This window comes from Mycobacterium sp. (genome assembly GCF_049585075.1).
Taxonomy (GTDB): Bacteria; Actinomycetota; Actinomycetes; order Mycobacteriales; family Mycobacteriaceae; genus Mycobacterium.
Genome location: NZ_JBAUZA010000028.1, coordinates 1 through 2,209, shown reverse-complemented (window position 1 = coordinate 2,209; position 2,209 = coordinate 1). Strand labels below are relative to the sequence as shown.

At 65.1% G+C, this 2,209-nt stretch carries 3 protein-coding genes; 2 read left to right on the top strand and 1 reads right to left on the bottom strand.

Going from position 1 to position 2,209, the window contains the following annotated elements:
• On the top strand, nt 1–279 hold a 279-nt coding region (locus WB785_RS01335; RefSeq protein WP_424076906.1), incomplete at its 5' end, for a hypothetical protein.
• Nucleotides 280–432: 153 nt separating this feature from the next.
• Here the strand turns inward: WB785_RS01335 and WB785_RS01330 are convergent.
• Entirely contained in the window at nt 433–1,839 is a 1,407-nt protein-coding gene (locus tag WB785_RS01330) for a glycosyltransferase (protein WP_424076905.1), read from the bottom strand.
• 89 nt (nt 1,840–1,928) lie between these two features.
• On the opposite strand from WB785_RS01330, the gene WB785_RS01325 reads away from it, so the two are divergent.
• Nucleotides 1,929–2,209 (top strand): TetR/AcrR family transcriptional regulator (locus WB785_RS01325; RefSeq protein ID WP_424076904.1); only part of this gene is annotated, 281 nt, incomplete at its 3' end.

Sequence of the window (2,209 nt, the reverse complement as noted above, 5' to 3'; positions counted from 1 at the left end):
CCAGTAGAGACGTCGAAAGGCATGCCGCAGCGCCTGACGAGCTATCGCCGTGCCGAGCGCAAGCTTGCGTTCGGTGATGAGAACCGGTGCTGGCGATACCGCCTGATCCAAGGCCTCATCGAAGGTTCTGGCTTCATGCTGGGCGTTGAGCATGTGATCCCTCGATCGGTGACTTCCGTCACAGCCATCGTTGATCGCGATCGAACAATCAACGTCAGTAGTGCACTACTGAAATTTCGCTGCGCTGCGGCGCGACACCACCCTGGGGCGGATCAGTAGAGGTCCGGCATGCGCCGCCGGCGCAGCGGCCAACGGGGTCAGCCCAAACGCCAAAAATGCCCCGACACTGCCCCCCCATGCTGACTACCCGACGACGATGGGCCTTCGTGTTCTGTGACCAGCGATTGCGCTTGGTACGGCGGCGACCAGCCATTATCCCAACCTCCATTTGAGATGTTGAAGGGCACGCACAGCGCCTGCCGAGCTATCGCCGGGCGAAGCACAACCTCGCGCTCGGTGATGCGGCCCGCTGGTCGAGCTGGCTGAGTTAACGGCGGCCAATCGTGTAGGGCCAGCCACCAACCGATCAACGATGTCGGCTAAGCCGGTGAAGCCGGGGGCTGCAGCCATCTCGGCTGCCACGCGTCGGCTGGCTTGTTGGTAGCGCGGCTGATTCAGTACGGCCAGGATGTCGCGGCGCAGAGCGCTTGGTGTTGGTCGTTCTGTTCTGATGCGTCGCCCGACACCGGACCAGGCGACGCGAGCGCCGACTTCGGGCTTGTCTTCTTTGCCACCGGTAGCGACGATCGGTAGCCCGTAGCGCAGGGCGTATTGGATTCCGCCGTACCCGCCGTTGGTGACGAAAACGTCAGTGCGGGGCAGCAACTCGTCATAGGGCAAGTACTCGGCGGCGCGTGCGTTGGCCGGCAGCGGTGGCAGTGTGTCGAGCGGGCGACCGCCCGTCGCCACCGTGACCAGCACATCCTCGCCGGCGAGCGCCTCGAGCGTCGGCGCGATCACTTGGGCGTAGTCCTTGTTCGCGACCGTGCCTTGGGTGACATGGATGACCGGGCGCGCGCCATCGAGGTCGCCCCACCAATCCGGCCGCGGTGCCTGCGATCCGGTGGCGCTCAACGGGCCGACGAAATAAAGCGACGCCGGCGCATCCGAGCGGGGGTACTCGAAGGAGGGCACGGTGAACTGGACGACCGCGTCGGCCCAGGCAAGCCAGTTCACTATCTGGCCCGGCAGGGCTTGGCCGTGCACGGCGCGGTGGAGCCGATCGAGGATGTGGTCGGCGCGCGCCCACACGCGGCGGTTCAGCGCAGCCAAGATGGCATTGCGCCGGCGGTTGAACAACCGCGCCGGGGGTAGGCCCATGCCGAACGGTGCGGTGTCGGCGCTGGGCATCACCAGCGGGATCACACTGCACACGACGACAGCCGGGCGTGTGGGCCGCTGATGTGCGAGCAGGAACGCGCCGCCGAAGAAATTCTGCTCGACGAGCACGACATCAGCCGGCTGTGCGGTGTGGGCAGCCATGATCGCTTCGTACTGCAGCTTGGCCGGTTTGGCGAAGAAGTGCTCGACGTCGAACGCAGCCGCTTTGAGCCCCTTCAACTTTGCGCGCTCGGGGAATTGCTTGAGAAAGTTGTCGTCATAGTCGATGCCGGGCGGGAGCGGGATGTGCGATGCGCCCGTCGCCGCGATCTTGTCGGCGAAACGAGCGCCGGTGATGAACCGGACGTGATCGCCGCGCTCAACGAATCCTCGGGCGGCAACCAGCAGGGGTGTCACGTGGCCGTGGGCGGGAATGCTGGCGATGATGATTGACGACATCGCTCCCCCTCGGGATCACGCTTTGGATGTGCAGTACAATATTCACTGTTATGGCACAAAAGTCAATATCCCGCGTATACCGATCTGAGTTGCGCCAGCAGCAGGCGGCGCAGACGCGATCTAAGGTGGTCGCGGCGGCCGCGGAGCTGTTCGCCACGCTGGGGTACGCTGGCACCACGTTCGCGAAAATCGCTGCCGCGGCGGGTGTTTCCGCTCAGACAGTCCAGGCGCACGGCCCCAAGGCGGCGCTGTTGAGAGCCGCGTCCGAGTACGCGATGTTTGGCGAGCCCGACAAGGACGACGTGTTCGACCTCGAGCTCGGCCAGCGTCTCCTGGCCGCCGGCGACCGCGACGAGGCGTTCATCACGAT

Coding starts and splice junctions, on each gene's coding strand:
- WB785_RS01330 (WP_424076905.1), bottom strand. CDS start 1,839: ATGTCGTCAATCATCATCGCCAGCATTCCCGCCCACGGCCACGTGACA.